Genomic DNA, 15,338 nt, shown 5'->3' with positions numbered 1-15,338 from the left:
GGCTTAGCGCCTTTCATGAAAAAGAGGGTTTTCATAATGTATAATTTAAAGGGACTAATGGCGGGCCTGATGCTGGGTGCTGCCATGTGGCAAGCGGAAGCCGTACAAGCTAAACCGCTGGATTATTATCTGCAGAAAGGCGTTAACTACGACCAATCGGTTCTGAAACCGGGTGAGATTATTGGACATGATATTGGTGATCAGCCAATCCGTCATGATCTTATGCTGCGCTATATTGAAGAGCTGGCTGCAAATAGTGACAGGATGAAAGCGGAGACAATTGGCTATAGCCACGAAGGTCGCCCGATCCTCTTTATCACCATCACCAGCCCAGAGAACCATGCCCGCCTTGATGAAATTAAAGCAAACCATTTGTTGCGTACTGATCCGAAAACAGCGGATCAGGCAAATGATGATATGCCAGTTGTAACATGGCTCAACTACGGTGTGCACGGTGCTGAAGCCAGCGGTATGGATGCTGCTGTGCCAACACTTTATCACCTTGCTGCAGCGCAGGGCGAACGCGTGGAAAACGAACTGGATAATAGCGTTATCCTGATCACGGCCATTTTTAACCCTGATGGCCACAGTCGCCGTGCAGCGTGGGTAACTCAGTACGGTTCTGATGTGCTTGCGACAGATCCAAACCACGAGGTACATAATCAGTTCTGGCCGGGGGCGCGTACCAACCATTATTGGTTTGACCTAAACCGCCAGTGGCTGCTGCAAACTCAGCCTGAAAGCCAAGCTTGGCTTGCAAAATGGCATGAGTGGAAACCGCAGGTTTCTGGCGATTTCCATGAAATGGGACCGAACAGTACTTATTATTTCCATCCCGGTGTTCCAACACGGAAATATCCGATGATTCCGGCAAAAGGTCGTGAGCTTCTTTATGAGATTGCTGGCTATCATGTGAATTGGCTGGATGATGAAGGAAAGCTTTATTTCTCTGAAGAAGGCTTTGATAACTATTATATCGGTAAAGGATCAACTTACCCGCAGGTGAACGGTTCGCTTGGTATTCTGTTTGAAGCTGGTGCCCAGATGGGTATTGCTCGCGAAAGTGATCAAGGGCTTAAAACCTACTCAGAGAATGTTCAAAACCATGTTGGTACAAGCTACAGCACTATCCAGGGTGCGGTGGCAATGCGTGAAAAACTGCATGATTACCAGCGTGAGTTTTTCAAATCAGGTGCTGACCTAGCGAAAAGCGATAAGGTGAAGGGCTATGTATTCCGTGCGCCGGAAGATCATACTCGTATGGATATCTTCCTTGATTTCCTAAGCCGTCATAAGGTGAAAGCATACCGTGTGAACGGTAGTGTGAAAGCAGGTGGCGGTTCATATGGCGGCGATAGCTACATCGTGCCGATGGATCAAGCTAACTACCGTATGGCTAAAGCGCTCTTTAACAAGATCACCGAATTCCCTGATAAGGTTTTCTATGATGTATCTGGCTGGACCATGCCTGCTGCTTTCGGTCTTGATTATGCAGAGGTAACAGGCAGCATTAAAGGCAAGCTGGGTGATGCTGTAACATCAACAGGCTTCGTTGCTAAAACACCTGATACTTCTGATTATGCCTATATGTTCCGTTGGTCAGATTATTATGCGCCGAAAGTGGTGAATGCGCTTCTGCAGGAAGGCATTATGGCACGCGTAAATAAAGAACCAGTTCGCGTGAAAACCACAAAAGGTGTTGTGGCGTTTGAGCGCGGTGCCATTATCGTACAGAAGCATTTACAAACTGTATCTGCGGGCCGGATTGATCGTCTGGTGCAAATGCTGGCTGCTGAAAATAATATTCAGGTACATGCGGTAACAAGTGGCCGTACGCTGGATGCAGGTGCTGATCTGGGCGGTAGGAACACGGTATCTGATCTGAAGGCTCCAAAGCCGTTGTTAGTTACTGGGCCGGGTGTAAATCCTTATGATGCCGGTGAGGTTTGGCACTTGCTTGATCACCGCATGAACATGCCTGTAACACTTGTGCGTAATGAGCGCCTTAGCCGCGTGAACCTTGATGATTACACACATGTTATTCTTGTTGGTGGTAACAGCCGTATGGTGCCTGCGAATATGAAAGACCGTGTGAAAGATTGGGTTCGTTCTGGTGGTACTTTGATTGCGCACCGCCAAGGCGCAAGTTGGGTGATGAATAATATCCTGCCAAAGAAAAAAGCGGAGAAAGCAAGTCCATCAGCGCCGGTGCAGCGTTTGAAGTATTCACAGAAAGGCCAAAAAGATGCTGAGCATGTAATTGGTGGTGCTGTGTTCAAGAGTGAACTGGATATCACACATCCAATGGCATTTGGCTTTGTGCGTGATCATGTGGCAACAAATCGTAACACATCGATTAAACTGCGTGTACCAAATGATCCGTACGCTCAAGTTGCTGTGTATACAGATGCCCCGCTTGTATCTGGTTATGCTTCTGACAAACGGATTAAAGAGCTGAAAGGCTCACCGATGATGACGGCAGAACGCTTTGGACGCGGTACAATTGTATTGTTTGCGGATAATCCGAATTTCCGTGCCACTTATTATGGTTCAGAGAAATTGTTCCTGAATGCAATCTTCTTCTCAAGCGCCTTTAACCGTTCGTTCGCCGATGATGAAGAAGCCGCAATGGAAGCCCACTCGCACTAGTAATGGCGTTTGGAAAGTAATGTTGAAATCAAGGGGCCTTTAGGGCCCCTTTTTATTAGCGGCTAGATGTTTACTCATCATCCAGAACAACTGGATTTGGTGCTTCAGGGTTTTTGATGCGACCCTCGCGGCGAAGAGCATCTCTTAAGATAAATTCTATCTGTGCATTTACGCTGCGGAGTTCATCATCGGCCCAGCGGTGAACGGCATCCAGAATGTCTCCGTTAATACGGAGTGCGTAAGCTTTTTTGCTGGGCTTCTTTTTATCAGGCATTGTTGCCTTTCTCACTTATGCGTTTGCCCACAGCATGATGCTGTGGGCGGAGAGTGTTAATAGATGGAGCCAGCATTCACAACAGGCTGTGTACTTTTATCACTACAAAGAACTGTGAGAAGGTTGGAAACCATCTGAGCTTTGCGTTCTTCATCCAGATCTACAATTTCATCTTCTTTCAGTTTTGCGAGCGCAGTTTCCACCATGCCAACTGCACCTTCCACGATGAGTGATCGGGCGGCGATAATGGCACCAGCCTGCTGGCGCTGTAGCATAGCGCTGGCAATTTCTGGTGCGTAAGCTAAGTGGCTGATACGGGCTTCAAGTACTTCAACACCAGCATCTGCAAGCCGAGCTTGAATTTCTTCCATGAGATGTTTGGATATTTCAGAAGAATGAGAACGCAGGGCGATTTCATCTTCATCTTTGCCGTCATAAGGGTAGCTTGTTGCTGCCTGACGGAGTGCCGCTTCTGACTGCGTACGGACAAAGCTTGTATAGTCATCAACAGCAAAAAGAGCTTCGGCGCTATCCACCACACGCCACACAACAACTGCGCCAATTTCAATTGGACTACCGCCTAGTTCATTTACCTTAAGTTTGTCACTGTCAAAGTTACGAACACGCAGGGAAACTTTGTGTTTTGAGAAAAATGGATTTGCCCACCTAAGGCCAGATGTTTTGGTAGAGCCTTTGTATTTACCAAACAGCGTTAAGGCCACTGCTTGATTTGGCTGTACCATAAAGAATCCAATGGCGAAGATAAGGTGAAATATGAGGGATATTACCAGTGTGATCACCGCTAGTGGTTTGGCGCCTACATGGATACTGTTAGCAAAAATAAGTGCTGTCGCGACCAAGGTCAGGGCAAATACACTAAGCATCATAATGCCGTTAAGGGTGCCCACGGAACGTTCTTTTAGCATTCTTTTCTCCTCTCGCTATATATAATAGATATCATTTTGATATCATTTTTCAAGAGCGAGACGAATTTAAGTAGATGTGATTACAGGTAAGGCGCTGATTTAAAAATAAAAAAACCGCCTACAATTATGTAAGCGGTTTGATTGTTTCAGTGTGTCCGGACTGCTAAACTTCTTCAGCGAGTTCCGCATCTTCAATGCTAGGGCCGTTGCCTGTTTCATCCCGAAGCCAATCGATAAATTCCATAACTCGTTCGTTTTTGAGCTTGTCTTCCGGACACACTACATGATGTGCGAAATCAATCGGTACAGCTTCGCCGAATGGTTTTACGAGACGGCCGGCTTTAAGGTCTTCTTCCGCAATGGCGGAACGAGCGAGCGCTACACCGCGGCCTGCAACAGCAGCCTCAATAGCAAGCGCGTTGTTGTTAAAGTGCAGAGCAGGGGTTCCGTCTGGGATATCAACACCCGCAGCTTTGAGCCACATGCTCCAGTTCGGGGCGCTTTCATCCTCAACGGTACTATCATCATGGATCAGTGTGTGTTCCAGAATACCTTCAGGTGAGGTGAGGTTACTCTTTTCCAGAAGTTCTGGGGAGCAAACAGGGAAGATCGTTTCCCGGAGAATTTCTTCCACGAACAGCCCGTCATATTTGCCAAGGCCATAACGGATCGCAATATCAGTATCTTCCACTTTGAAGTCTGTGAGGATCATGGTCGCTGAAATTTTTACCACTGCATCAGGGCGGCGCGCATAAAACCTGGCAATTCGTGGTACCAACCATTTGCTGGCAAAAGACGGCGATACGCTTACTTTCAGCACATTAGATGTTTTGCTGTCTGTAAGGATATCAACAGCTTCTTCCATGTGTTCAAACGCCTGCTTTAGCGGCGCAAGTGATAACTGTGCAGCTTCTGTCAGTACTAGTGAACGATTAGTGCGGCGGAATAATTCTACACCCAGAAAATCTTCTAACGACCGAATCTGCTGGCTGATAGCCGCAGGTGTTACAGAAAGATCATCGGCGGCAAGCTTGAAGCTCATATGTCGGGCAGCAGCATCAAAAGCACGTAGGGCGTTTAGTGGCAATAAAGACCGTTTCATAATAACTCCTGCCGATTGATCTATTTTACATCCGTCAAATACATAAGAAAAACTTATTCGCGGGCATCATATATAGGTTTCAGAAATAGACCAAGCTTTTGCTGCATGCTCCTGTAATTTTTTATCAAGAGCCGCACAAAACTTGTAATTAATTACACTGAGGAAAACTTAATTCCCTGAGAGTACTCGTGAGTTTTCAGCTAAGCTTAAGTGTATGCCGCATTCGGTTTTGTTCTGGCCTTTCCAACGGCCCGCACGGTCACTTTCGCCTTCGCTCACTGGCTCAGTACACGGCATACAGCCAATGGAGGCAAACCCTTGCTCTACGAGAGGATGTCGTGGCAGTCTGTGTTTTTCAATGTAAGCCGTTACATCTTCTTTGTTCCAGAAAGCCATTGGGTTCACTTTTACACGTCCATCAGATGCTTCGAAATGCGGCAAAAGCGAGCGTACACCACCTTGAAAACGTTTGCGGCCAGATGCCCAACCCTCAAAACCTTGAAGTGCTGAATCCAGAGGTACTACCTTGCGGAAGTAACAGCATTTATTAGTGTCACTTACCCATAGGTTCCCTTTTGGATCATTGGTATGTAGATCATTCTCATCAGGTTTGATGGTACGAACATCTGTAAGGCCAAGCTTGTCCGTCAGCTCATCACGAAAGCGGCGTGTTTCGCCAAACAGTTTCCCTGTATCCAAAAACAGGACAGGGATATCTTTTGAAACTTCAGCTGCTAAGTGCAGAAGCACAGCAGATTCTGAGCCGAAAGAAGAAACCAGCGCAAATCTGCGGCCAAAATATTTCAGCGCACCATCAATCACCTTCTGAGGTGCGCCTTCCCCATACCTGCTATCCAGGTATGAGGCAGCATCAAGTGCATCAAAATAGCTGGCATCTTTTATGGCTGGTAGCGCCGTCATGATGCTTTCCTGCTTTCATCTGATGAATGGCGAGCGTGTGCGATGGAAACCGCACCACGGTAATCGCTTTGGTAAAACTGCTTGAAGCGAGCAGCGCAGGCTTCAAACGCTTCTTTGCGTTCGTCTGCTACATCAACTGTATCAAAGCCAGAGCGCATAAGGTGCATGGCCTGATCAGGCATCACTGGGCCAACAGCGCGGATTTCACCTTTAAAACCAAGGTCTTTACGTAGGCGTACAGCTAGTGAGAAACCACGGCCATCAGTAAACGCTGGGAACTCAATCGCTACAAAAGAAAGCTTGTTGAGAAGTGGTGTTAAATCGGCATAGGCAGTCTCTGTAGAAACCACAGCGCCCAGTTCGCCAACAGCGGCGAAGAAGCCTTCGTTTTCCTCGGTAATACGAGCAACCGAGGCAGCAACCTTGGCGCCTTCAGTTGGCTGTTCATCTTCAGCTAGAACTGTCCAGTTGCCAGCTTCAATACCTGTGAAATTAATGAGTGCCATAAAGCGCCTCCTTAAATGGCTGTGCGCCAATACGGCGGTAAGTGCCTAGGAACTCTTCGCCTTCTTCTCGTTCACCTAAATAAACCGCTACTACTTTTTCAACAGCATCTACGATTCCGTGTTCGTCAAAACCAGGGCCCAAAATTGTGCCCTTTGATGCGTCCTCAGCGCCTGAGCCGCCAAGTAGAATCTGGTAGCTTTCTTCGCCTTTACGGTCGACACCAAGAATGCCAATATGGCCCGCATGGTGGTGACCACATGCATTGATACAGCCGGACATCTTAATCTTGAGCGGGCCGATATCCTGAATGCGTTTCATATCGTCGAAGCGGTTTGAGATTGCCTGTCCGATTGGAATAGAGCGGGCATTTGCAAGCGCACAGTAATCAAGACCAGGGCAGACAATCATGTCTGTAATCAAGCCAACATTTGCTGTACCGAGACCTGCTTCATCGAGATCTGCCCAGATAGTGGCAAGGTCTTTTACTGGTACATGCGGCAAGATAAGGTTTTGCTCGTGGCTTACACGAATTTCAGATTGGCTGTAGGCATCAGCAAGCGCAGCAACCAGTTCCATCTGTTCGGCTGTTGCATCACCCGCAATACCACCGTGTGGCTTCAGTGAAACTGTTACATTCACATACCCTGGCACTTTGTGCTTGTTGGTGTTGTTATTCAACCAGCTTGCAAACAGGAAGTTCTTGCTTGCGAATTCGTCCACCGAAGCATTGGTTTCCTCAAGCACTTCAAGCGGTGGAGGAGCAAAGAAGGCTTTAATACGTGCTGCCTCTTCTTCAGGTACATCAATAGGTGCATCTTTGATGCGTTCCCATTCTGCTTCTGTCTGGCGCGCATATTCATCAGCACCCATTGCTTCCACAAGAATTTTGATACGTGCTTTATATTTGTTATCCCGGCGGCCGTTTTCATTATAAACGCGCAAGATTGCTTCCATGTATGAAAGTAGATCTTTCTCAGGAAGGAAATCGCGGATCACTTTGCCGATTACAGGCGTACGGCCCATGCCGCCGCCAACGCTTACTTCAAAACCAACCTCACCAGCGTCATTCTGCTTCAGAACAAGGCCAATATCATGCCATTTCACGGCAGCACGGTCAGCACTCGCTCCAGTGATAGCAATTTTGAATTTACGCGGCAGGAAGCTGAATTCTGGATGGAAAGTAGACCACTGACGCAGTAGTTCCGCGTATGGGCGTGGATCAGCCACTTCATCGGCGGTAGCACCAGCAAACTGATCTGTTGTCACGTTGCGGATACAGTTGCCGGATGTTTGGATCGCGTGCATTTCAACTTCTGCAAGCTCATCCAGAATATCTGGCGTATCAGAAAGTTTTGGCCAGTTAAACTGTACGTTCTGACGTGTTGTGAAATGGCCGTAACCTTTGTCATATCTGCGTGCGATATGAGCCAGGCGGCGCATCTGATCTGCTGATAACGTACCGTACGGAATAGCCGCGCGAAGCATATAGGCATGAAGCTGCAGATAAAGGCCATTCATAAGGCGAAGTGGCTTGAACTCGTCTTCTGTAAGCTCACCTTTCAGGCGACGTTCTACTTGATCGCGAAACTCAGCGTTGCGGCTCGCGACCATTGCATGGTCAAACTGGTCGTATGCATACATTATGCTTGCTCCCAATCCAGTGATGTTTGATAGCCAAGATCGGCACGAACGCTCGGGCCTTTGGCCTGCATTGCGTGTTTGATATGAGAGGGGAAAGCCTTGTCGCCGTCTATAACGGCACCGATGGCTTGCAGGTCAATCACCGTATTATTGGCAACAAAAACTTGCGCGCGCTCAAGCAGGCTCTCCAGCACTTCATCTTCGCCGTAAGCTGCATCATCAGTGTTTGAACTCCAGCCGCCAGTGCGTGTGAAAAACACAACACGGCCGTCATCCAACCGATTGGCAATTAACATTTGTGGCCCTTTGATTTTCTTAGCCATGATTTACTCTCTATGCCGTTGCCTGCTGAAGCAGGGTGTCGAACTGTTTTTGGTTTAAATCGGCGGCGTTCCTGACAACGTCACCAATGATAAGAAGTGCTGGGCTTTTCACTGAATTTTCAGCAACAAGCGCAGGCAATGTTTCAAGTGTGCCGTAAAAGCGGCGTTCATTAGCGCGGGTGCCGTTTTCAACAACAGCCACAGGGGTTGATCCCTGTGTACCTTCTGCCATCAGGCCAGCTGAAATACGGGGAGCACCACGTACGCCCATATAAATTACTAGGGTCTGGCCTTCACCAGACAGGCGAGCCCAATCTTTAAAAGCACCATCTTTCAGGTGGCCGGTGACAAGCGTAAGGGAATTAGAATACTCCCGGTCTGTCATTGGGATTTGTGTGCTGGCTGCGATGCCTTGAAAGGCACTGATACCGGGTACTACTTCCACATGAATATCTTGATCGCGCAGGGCATCCATTTCTTCGCCAGCGCGGGCAAATAGAAGAGGATCTCCACCCTTCAGGCGCACTACGCGCTTGCCTTTAAGCGCTTCTTCCACAATCAGTTTGTTGATACCGTCTTGGCCAATGCCGTGATCACCTTCGCGCTTACCGACAAAGATAAGTTCTGCATCACGGCGAGCGAGCGAGAGAACATCGCGGCTTACAAGGCGATCATAAATAATAATATCTGCCTGCTGAAGCGCACGGTGTGCTTTGATGGTGAGAAGATCAGGGTCTCCGGGGCCTGCACCGACAAGCTGAACTTGGCCTGTTGTACTACCAGTACGGTGGTTGCGCGCTGCATCTACGATTAATTCCGCAACCTGATCTTTTGGCAGGTCTGCATATGTACCGGCATTGTCATAAAGGCGATCCCAAAAAAGGCGGCGGCGGGTCGCGTCAGGGATCAGACTTTTAATTCGCCCGCGAACATTGCCCGCCGCCTCAGCGAGGACCCCCAGTGAAGGGGGCAGGAGGCGCTCAAGGCTGCTTCTCAGACGGCGAACAAAAACAGGAGCGTCGCCACCAGAAGAAAAAGCCACTTTAAGGGGACCACGACTGAACTGTGCCGGCGTGGTGAAATTACTCTTGGCTGGTTTATCAACGACATTCACCGGAAGGTTTCTGGCGCTTGCAAGGCGCAGTGCTCGTTCTTCTGTCAGTTCATCATTGGTTGCGATATAAACCAGCGTTTTTCCGTTTAGGTCGTCTTCAGTGAAGGCACGATTAAAAGCCGTTAGCTTCTCACTGCCTGTCACGTTGCTATCGAGGCCCGCTTCCTGAATGGCGTCATGCGCATTTGGTGAAATCACACTAATGCGCGCACCTGTTTCAAGAAACAAGGCTGCTTTGGCCATAGCAGCAGCGTTTGCACCCACAATAAGTATGTGGTGTTTTTCAGCTGTTAGAAAAACAGGAATGCTAGCCATGGTCACTCTCCTAAACAAGAAGGGAACAGATCAAGGGCCTGTTCCCGATGCTCTAAAAAATAGGGATTCACTTCTAGAGCAACAAACGAGAAGAAATTATGTCATAGAGTAGAAAAATTTTTTATTAAAAATGAAATATAGGAATTTATTTATAAAATAATCCTAATTTATGCCTATATTGTGCAATGTGCACCTTGATCAGGTGATTGCTTGGAAAAATGTTCCTTTGATTTTGATCTATGCTGGAAAATTTGAAAATGATGCGTCGTAGATGAATTTTTCTGATGATACTGGTGTGACGGCTCTGTCTGTGCAAAATATGCGGTACTGAGGGAGGTATATATGTCTGATAATGCTATAAAACTGGAAGAAAGCTGGAAAGCGGCGCTCGCGCCAGAGTTTGAAAAGGATTATATGAAATCCCTTAAAGCTTTTCTGCAGGCTGAACTTCAGGCAGGTAAAACTATCTTTCCGAAGGGCTCCGAATATTTTTCAGCGCTTGATCTTACTCCCGTGGATAAAGTGAAGGTGGTGATTATTGGGCAAGATCCATATCACGGGCCGGAGCAGGCACATGGGCTTAGCTTTTCTGTGAAACCGGGCGTAAAAATTCCGCCATCACTAGTGAACATCTATAAAGAACAGGAAGAAGACCTAGGCATCAAGCAACCAGGGCACGGTTATCTTGCTTCCTGGGCTGAACAAGGCGTGTTGATGCTAAATGCAGTACTGACAGTGCAAGCCCATAATGCTGCATCCCATCAGGGTAGGGGATGGGAGATATTTACGGATGCGATTATCTCGGAACTTAATCAGGCTCATGAAGGTTTGGTCTTTATTCTTTGGGGGAGTTATGCCCAAAAAAAAGGCAAGAAAATTGACCGTAACAAGCATCTGGTACTTGCTGGTCCGCATCCAAGCCCGCTTAGTGCATACCGTGGTTTCTTCGGGTGCAAACATTTCTCCAAGGCAAATGATTATCTTCAAAGCCTCGGTAAGGAACCAATTAACTGGCAGGTGCCGGAGCTAAGCGAGTGATACTGGTCACGAAGCTGTTTATTGATTGATGTAATCTCTACCATAAAAATACTCTCTTGCTTATAGGGAGGGCAGGGCATGATTAAAAAATTCGAAGAAGTATCCAGCACTATAATCGCAGAGTTTTTGGCGCGTTGGATGCTGGGTATTCTGTTCACTATGGCTGGGTACTGGAAAGTGTTTGTTCTGACACCAGCCAAGCATGCAGAAAACTTCTTTATCAAAGGGTTTGAAGGGCACTGGATACCTGAATGGCTTTTATGGGCGCTTGGGGTTTCTATTCCTGTGTTGGAACTGGCCGCGGGCCTCGCGTTGCTAGCTGGGCTTTGGCGTAAATTGACCTTAACAAGTGTGGGGCTGCTTTTATTGCTCACCACATACGGGCATGCACTTCAGCAGCCACTTTTTGATATTGATGGGCATACATTTACGCGTTTTGTGTTGGTGATTTTCCTATTGATGTTACCCTCATCAATAGTGTTTTTGACTGTGGATAACTGGATATCAAGCCGAAAAAGCTAAAAAAGTTTTATGTGGAATCAGCCTCTTATTACCTATTTCGGTGCTAAGGGGCTTTTTTTCATCCCCCTCCTCTAGACAAAGTACCTTTAATTACCATATTGTAACCTATAGGTATCAAAAAGATACATTTAGGTTCCTGTATGAAAGGTGCTGTTATGACGAAAAAAGAAATATCGACGCCTCAACTTTATGATCGCTTCATGCAGCGTGTTGCGGTGGCTTTCTTTGTACTGTCGCTGAATTATGTGGCAGATATCGTGCGGGTTTATAGCTCGGAAGAAGTGGATCAGATACTTGGGTATGCAAGCAAGGCTTCAGCCATTGCTGTGCTGCTTCTTATATTGCCGTCATTTATCCCGCTCATGCGTCGTAGATATAATAACAAGTCTGCATGCAGGGAGCCTGAAGGGTTTATTGTTGAGGGTTTTAAAAAAGCAACATTGAAGGCGTTCTCATTTACCTTCCTTGTGCTCGTATACGGTCAGATGTTTGCTGAAGAGTTGCTATTAGAAATAACTGGTGAAGTAGCTATTCATTTCGTGCTTGCGATGTTGCTAGGTACGGCAAGTGTATCGTTCTTTTTTGCAATCCGTGACGATAGCGATGAAGAAGACGATGACTTTGGTGTGGAGCCTGAGGCATGAGCAGCGAACTGAATAACCGCATCCGTGTTTACCGGGCAGAGCACCGGATCAGCCAAGGTGAATTGGCAGAGAGAATAGGTGTTTCGAGGAAAACTATCAGCACCATTGAAGTAGGAAAGTTCATTCCATCAACGGTGATAGCACTGAAAATTGCACGGCATTTTGATGTGCCCGTAGAAGAGATTTTTTCGCTGAACGAATAGGGGGGAATGATGTTGGGGTTACTCGTTGCACTCATTATAGCATTTTTTGTAGGGGTCTCAGATAAAGAGAAGCCGACCGAACAGCGCTATGAACCTACACATGAAAAACCAATTGAACCAAAAGAATAACGTTACGATAGAAAGGATAGAAAATGGCAAATGCACCAATGAAGAAACAAGCGATTGCAAATGCAATTTTATGGGCTGCAATGATGTTGGCATCGGCGCTTGTTATTGATGATGATAAAGCAGCATCAACCATGTTAATGCTGTTGGTTGTAGGCTGGTTCGGCAGCAGTATGCTGTTTGGCGATATGCGTGAACAGGCACGTGCAGAATGTAGAGCAGTTAAACGGATGTTTTCATCGAAAAGCTAGGTTGCCAGCCATTTGAACATAACATGAGCATCCACATAACCATCTTGTGGGTGCTCAAATGCTTTTGGCAATGTGCCAACAATTTCAAAACCGAGTGATTTCCATAATGCTACAGCGCGTGTGTTGGTTGAAACCACAGAGTTGAACTGCATGCCTTTGAAGCCGAGCAATAGCGCTACTTCCTGAGAGTGCTCACACATCTTCGTGGCAATGCCTTTACCTTGAGCATTTTTCCCAACCATATAACCACAATTTGAAATATGATCTCCGGGGCCAGCCTGATTGGCTTTGATATAGTAGGTCCCTAGAATTTCACCATTTTCTTCGGCCACGAACGTACGGCGAGGTTGATTCATCCAGAGATTAAAAGCTTCATCTTTTGTGGTGTCAGGATTGAACGCATATGTGGTGCCAGCTTTGACAATAGGATGAAATATATTCCAAATTGCACCGAAATCAGCTTCCGCTGCTTCTCTAATGATAATAGCCACATTACTCTCCTACACCGTATTTGCGGATATATAGGATTTCGGGTGGCTATTTAAAAGCTAGTAAAGCTTGGGCACTGGATCACATTAAGTGATCCAGTTTTGTTTTATTTGTCGCTCAACTTTTTGAGGGCATAAACAACCTGCAGGGCATCTGTGTAAGCACGCTGTTTCAGGTTTGCTGCAGCTGAGTGACCACCTTCTGTGTTCTCATAGTAAAGAACTGGTTTACCCATATCGAGCATCTTGGCAGCCATCTTACGAGCGTGACCTGGGTGTACGCGGTCATCTTTCGTGGATGTATAGAAGAACACTTCTGGGTAAGTTTCATCAGCTTTCAGATTTTGGTACGGCGAATATTTTGCAATGAAATCGCGTTCTTCAGCAATGTCAGGGTTACCGTATTCACCCATCCATGATGCACCAGCAAGAAGGGTGTGGTAGCGCATCATATCAAGAAGAGGTACCGCACAGATAACTGCGTTGAATAGATCAGGGCGCTGTGTTGTCATAACACCCATCAACAGACCGCCGTTTGAACCGCCACGAATACCTAAATGCTGTGGGGATGTAACCCCGCTTGAAATCAAATCTTCCGCAACCGCGATGAAATCATCATAGGCACGCTGGCGGTTTTCCTTAAGAGCTGCCTGGTGCCATGCCGGGCCATACTCGCCACCACCACGGATGTTGGCAACAACGTAAGCGCCGCCTTCCTGAAGCCAAAGCTTACCAACGCCAGAGAGATATCCCGGTGTTAGCGCGATTTCAAAACCGCCATAGCCATATAGAATTGTAGGTGTTGTGTTATCAAGTTTGGTATTCTTGTGGCGCACAAGGAAGTAAGGAACTTTGGTGCCGTCTGCGCTTGTTGCAAACTTCTGTTCCGTTACCAAATTCTTTGCATCAAAACGAGCAGGTAGGGATTTTGTTTCTTCTGGTTTGCCGCCGCGGGAGATAGTGTAAAGCGTATCTGGCTGGAGGTAGCTTTCGAAATTTACATATGCGTTGTCAGACCATTCGTCAGCGCTGATTACATTCAGAGAACCATTAGCAGGCATGCCAAGATTCTTTGTGTTCCAACCAGTGTTAGACGGCATTGCTTCCATTAGCTGGCCAGTTACATCATCAAGCACGCTTACAAATACACGGTTTTTACCGATATTTACGCCCTCAATCGCACCACTTGCAGCTGGTGCATAAACAGTGGTGAGGCTCATTTCAGGACGGCCACGCATAGCATCTTCAACCTTGATGGAAACAAGGCTGCCTGCTTTCACGGTTTTACCACCGACAGTCCAGTCTTTCCTCATCAGGATAAGCATCATATCGGCAAAGAAGCCTTGAAAATCGATACCTTTAGGCAGATCAAGCTCGGTGAGTTCTGGTTCTTCAAGTGTACCTTCCATAATATGGATAACTTGTGTGAAGAAATCAGGACCCTGGATCACGCCTGTGTATGTGCCGTCTGGGCGGTGGCTTGTCATCGGGAAGTTAAAGGTAACATCTTCTGGTGCGTTGATCAGCATCTTGGCACTTGAAAGGGGGGTGCCGCGTTTCCAAAGGCGAACCTGACGAGCGTAACCGCTTGTGTTCATTGTACCTTCACCGAAGTCTGTGGCGATCATGATATGATCCGCATCAACCCAGGCTACATTCTGTTTGGCTTCTGGGGTTGAAAAGCCACCATCCACAAAGCGTTTTGTTACAGCATCAAATTCACGCACCACAACAGCATCACCGCCGCCACGTGATAGGCGGATCAGGCAACGGCCAAAATCAGGTGCAAGGCAATCACGGCCTTTATATACCCAGTTCTCGCCTTCGTCTTTTGCCAGCTGATCAAAGTCAAGGATATCAACCCATTTGGTATCATCTGTTGCATAGGATTTCATGCTTGTCCGGCGCCAGATACCGCGAACATGATTGCTATCCTGCCAGAAGTTATGTACAGCACCGCCATAAAGGCCGCTGTAGGCAATTTTATCTGTGGCGTTATAATCTTTGAGCGACCGTTCCATCAGGCCTTTGAAACGGCTGTCATTCTCAAGAATGCCTAGAGAATGTTTGTTCTTTTCAGCAACCCATTCAAGGGCCTTTTTGCCTTGAACGTCTTCAAGCCAAAGGAATTTATCATCTTCAGCAATCGCAGCGCTGGCTGTAAGTGATGCAGCCATCAATGCTCCTATTGTTTTATTTTTCATTGGTCCCCCTCCGAGGTTATCGGACTTACGTTTAGTTCGTGGGCAAGTGTTTATGAAAACACCGTAAAGCGCAAGCCGAGACTGGAAAAA

At 47.1% G+C, this 15,338-nt stretch carries 16 protein-coding genes; 6 read left to right on the top strand and 10 right to left on the bottom strand.

Annotated elements, in window-relative coordinates; genetic code table 11:
- The first annotated feature begins 36 nt into the window (after nucleotides 1-36).
- Entirely contained in the window at nucleotides 37-2,649 is a 2,613-nt protein-coding gene (locus KFE96_RS16525) for a M14 family zinc carboxypeptidase (RefSeq protein ID WP_255833640.1), read from the top strand.
- 70 nt (nucleotides 2,650-2,719) lie between these two features.
- On the opposite strand, the gene KFE96_RS16520 is transcribed toward KFE96_RS16525, so the two are convergent.
- The 8 genes from KFE96_RS16520 to cysG all read right to left on the bottom strand — a co-directional run bounded on the left by KFE96_RS16520 (nucleotide 2,720) and on the right by cysG (nucleotide 9,772).
- Nucleotides 2,720-2,923, bottom strand: a complete 204-nt coding sequence (locus tag KFE96_RS16520; RefSeq protein ID WP_255833639.1) for an Arc family DNA-binding protein — start codon at nucleotides 2,921-2,923, stop codon at nucleotides 2,720-2,722.
- A 56-nt stretch (nucleotides 2,924-2,979) separates the two neighbouring features.
- Complete coding sequence (locus KFE96_RS16515; RefSeq protein WP_247017134.1) at nucleotides 2,980-3,849, bottom strand: SPFH domain-containing protein; 870 nt, start codon at nucleotides 3,847-3,849, stop codon at nucleotides 2,980-2,982.
- A 163-nt stretch (nucleotides 3,850-4,012) separates the two neighbouring features.
- Nucleotides 4,013-4,951 carry a transcriptional regulator GcvA gene (gcvA, locus tag KFE96_RS16510; protein WP_247017132.1) on the bottom strand — a complete coding sequence of 313 codons (939 nt, stop codon included), beginning with the start codon at nucleotides 4,949-4,951 and terminating at the stop codon, nucleotides 4,013-4,015.
- Nucleotides 4,952-5,119: 168 nt separating this feature from the next.
- Nucleotides 5,120-5,872 (bottom strand): phosphoadenylyl-sulfate reductase, encoded by a 753-nt coding sequence (locus KFE96_RS16505; protein ID WP_255833638.1) that lies wholly within the window; start codon nucleotides 5,870-5,872, stop codon nucleotides 5,120-5,122.
- Complete coding sequence (locus tag KFE96_RS16500) at nucleotides 5,869-6,378, bottom strand: DUF934 domain-containing protein (protein WP_255833637.1); 510 nt, start codon at nucleotides 6,376-6,378, stop codon at nucleotides 5,869-5,871. Before KFE96_RS16500 ends, KFE96_RS16505 begins: the two co-directional genes overlap by 4 nt.
- Complete coding sequence (locus KFE96_RS16495) at nucleotides 6,365-8,020, bottom strand: nitrite/sulfite reductase (protein WP_255833636.1); 1,656 nt, start codon at nucleotides 8,018-8,020, stop codon at nucleotides 6,365-6,367. The genes KFE96_RS16500 and KFE96_RS16495 overlap by 14 nt, the downstream gene beginning before the upstream one ends.
- Nucleotides 8,020-8,343 (bottom strand): DUF2849 domain-containing protein, encoded by a 324-nt coding sequence (locus KFE96_RS16490; RefSeq protein WP_247017124.1) that lies wholly within the window; start codon nucleotides 8,341-8,343, stop codon nucleotides 8,020-8,022. The genes KFE96_RS16495 and KFE96_RS16490 overlap by 1 nt, the downstream gene beginning before the upstream one ends.
- Before the next feature lie 10 nt (nucleotides 8,344-8,353).
- Nucleotides 8,354-9,772 (bottom strand): siroheme synthase CysG, encoded by a 1,419-nt coding sequence (gene cysG / locus KFE96_RS16485; protein WP_255833635.1) that lies wholly within the window; start codon nucleotides 9,770-9,772, stop codon nucleotides 8,354-8,356.
- Between the two features lie 342 nt (nucleotides 9,773-10,114).
- Between cysG and ung the strand changes: the two genes are divergently transcribed.
- The 5 genes from ung (at nucleotide 10,115) to KFE96_RS16460 (ending at nucleotide 12,556) form a co-directional block, all read left to right on the top strand.
- Complete coding sequence (gene ung, locus KFE96_RS16480) at nucleotides 10,115-10,810, top strand: uracil-DNA glycosylase (RefSeq protein ID WP_255833634.1); 696 nt, start codon at nucleotides 10,115-10,117, stop codon at nucleotides 10,808-10,810.
- A 78-nt stretch (nucleotides 10,811-10,888) separates the two neighbouring features.
- Nucleotides 10,889-11,332 carry a MauE/DoxX family redox-associated membrane protein gene (locus KFE96_RS16475; RefSeq protein ID WP_255833633.1) on the top strand — a complete coding sequence of 148 codons (444 nt, stop codon included), beginning with the start codon at nucleotides 10,889-10,891 and terminating at the stop codon, nucleotides 11,330-11,332.
- A 155-nt stretch (nucleotides 11,333-11,487) separates the two neighbouring features.
- Nucleotides 11,488-11,976 carry a hypothetical protein gene (locus KFE96_RS16470; RefSeq protein ID WP_247017116.1) on the top strand — a complete coding sequence of 163 codons (489 nt, stop codon included), beginning with the start codon at nucleotides 11,488-11,490 and terminating at the stop codon, nucleotides 11,974-11,976.
- Entirely contained in the window at nucleotides 11,973-12,179 is a 207-nt protein-coding gene (locus tag KFE96_RS16465; RefSeq protein WP_247017114.1) for a helix-turn-helix transcriptional regulator, read from the top strand. The genes KFE96_RS16470 and KFE96_RS16465 overlap by 4 nt, the downstream gene beginning before the upstream one ends.
- Before the next feature lie 152 nt (nucleotides 12,180-12,331).
- The gene (locus KFE96_RS16460; protein WP_247017112.1) at nucleotides 12,332-12,556 is read left to right on the top strand and encodes a hypothetical protein; all 225 of its coding nucleotides are present in this window, start codon (nucleotides 12,332-12,334) and stop codon (nucleotides 12,554-12,556) included.
- Here KFE96_RS16460 and KFE96_RS16455 read toward each other — a convergent pair.
- Nucleotides 12,553-13,041, bottom strand: coding sequence for an N-acetyltransferase family protein (locus tag KFE96_RS16455; protein ID WP_370650603.1), 489 nt, complete (start codon nucleotides 13,039-13,041; stop codon nucleotides 12,553-12,555). The two genes, KFE96_RS16460 and KFE96_RS16455, sit on opposite strands and share 4 nt — an antisense overlap.
- 110 nt (nucleotides 13,042-13,151) lie before the next feature.
- On the bottom strand, nucleotides 13,152-15,248 hold the full coding sequence (locus tag KFE96_RS16450; RefSeq protein ID WP_255833629.1) for a prolyl oligopeptidase family protein: 2,097 nt from the start codon (nucleotides 15,246-15,248) through the stop codon (nucleotides 13,152-13,154).
- Between the last annotated feature and the right edge of the window lie 90 nt (nucleotides 15,249-15,338).

The sequence above is a fragment of the Kordiimonas sp. SCSIO 12603 genome, from assembly GCF_024398035.1.
Lineage (GTDB): Bacteria > Pseudomonadota > Alphaproteobacteria > Sphingomonadales > Kordiimonadaceae > Kordiimonas.
This window is presented reverse-complemented; position numbering and strand designations above follow the sequence as displayed.

What these genes read in the sequence shown, in the direction of transcription:
- KFE96_RS16525 (WP_255833640.1), top strand. Translation starts at nt 37, where the DNA reads ATGTATAATTTAAAGGGACTAATGGCGGGCCTGATGCTGGGTGCTGCC.
- KFE96_RS16520 (WP_255833639.1), bottom strand. Translation starts at nt 2,923, where the DNA reads ATGCCTGATAAAAAGAAGCCCAGCAAAAAAGCTTACGCACTCCGTATT.
- KFE96_RS16515 (WP_247017134.1), bottom strand. Translation starts at nt 3,849, where the DNA reads ATGCTAAAAGAACGTTCCGTGGGCACCCTTAACGGCATTATGATGCTT.
- gcvA (WP_247017132.1), bottom strand. Translation starts at nt 4,951, where the DNA reads ATGAAACGGTCTTTATTGCCACTAAACGCCCTACGTGCTTTTGATGCT.
- KFE96_RS16505 (WP_255833638.1), bottom strand. Translation starts at nt 5,872, where the DNA reads ATGACGGCGCTACCAGCCATAAAAGATGCCAGCTATTTTGATGCACTT.
- KFE96_RS16500 (WP_255833637.1), bottom strand. Translation starts at nt 6,378, where the DNA reads ATGGCACTCATTAATTTCACAGGTATTGAAGCTGGCAACTGGACAGTT.
- KFE96_RS16495 (WP_255833636.1), bottom strand. Translation starts at nt 8,020, where the DNA reads ATGTATGCATACGACCAGTTTGACCATGCAATGGTCGCGAGCCGCAAC.
- KFE96_RS16490 (WP_247017124.1), bottom strand. Translation starts at nt 8,343, where the DNA reads ATGGCTAAGAAAATCAAAGGGCCACAAATGTTAATTGCCAATCGGTTG.
- cysG (WP_255833635.1), bottom strand. Translation starts at nt 9,772, where the DNA reads ATGGCTAGCATTCCTGTTTTTCTAACAGCTGAAAAACACCACATACTT.
- ung (WP_255833634.1), top strand. Translation starts at nt 10,115, where the DNA reads ATGTCTGATAATGCTATAAAACTGGAAGAAAGCTGGAAAGCGGCGCTC.
- KFE96_RS16475 (WP_255833633.1), top strand. Translation starts at nt 10,889, where the DNA reads ATGATTAAAAAATTCGAAGAAGTATCCAGCACTATAATCGCAGAGTTT.
- KFE96_RS16470 (WP_247017116.1), top strand. Translation starts at nt 11,488, where the DNA reads ATGACGAAAAAAGAAATATCGACGCCTCAACTTTATGATCGCTTCATG.
- KFE96_RS16465 (WP_247017114.1), top strand. Translation starts at nt 11,973, where the DNA reads ATGAGCAGCGAACTGAATAACCGCATCCGTGTTTACCGGGCAGAGCAC.
- KFE96_RS16460 (WP_247017112.1), top strand. Translation starts at nt 12,332, where the DNA reads ATGGCAAATGCACCAATGAAGAAACAAGCGATTGCAAATGCAATTTTA.
- KFE96_RS16450 (WP_255833629.1), bottom strand. Translation starts at nt 15,248, where the DNA reads ATGAAAAATAAAACAATAGGAGCATTGATGGCTGCATCACTTACAGCC.